Here is a 275-nt window from a genome sequence, read left to right on the forward strand (position 1 = left end):
CTTCTGCACCTTGCCGTCGTTGGTCAGCAACCCCTGCATCTGGGTAAACGGCGCGACCGCCACCACCTTGGGGTTCTGCTTGACCTTGTCGGCCAGGCTTTGCCAGTCATTGATCGGCTCGCCGGTCTCGAGAGTAGCGTGGGGCACCATGCCCAGCACGCGGGTGCGCATCTCATGATCGAAGCCGTTCATCACCGACAGCACCACGATCATCACGACCACGCCCAGGGCGAGACCGATCATCGAGGTCAAGGAAATGAACGACACAAAATGAT

Annotated in this window: 1 protein-coding gene; it reads right to left on the reverse strand. The window is 59.6% G+C overall.

Annotated elements, in window-relative coordinates; genetic code table 11:
- Window positions 1-275 (reverse strand): ABC transporter permease (locus AAEY72_RS14815; protein ID WP_352311303.1); only part of this gene is annotated, 275 nt, incomplete at both ends.

The sequence above is a fragment of the Psychrobacter sp. W2-37-MNA-CIBAN-0211 genome, from assembly GCF_040309405.1.
Lineage (GTDB): Bacteria > Pseudomonadota > Gammaproteobacteria > Pseudomonadales > Moraxellaceae > Psychrobacter > Psychrobacter glaciei.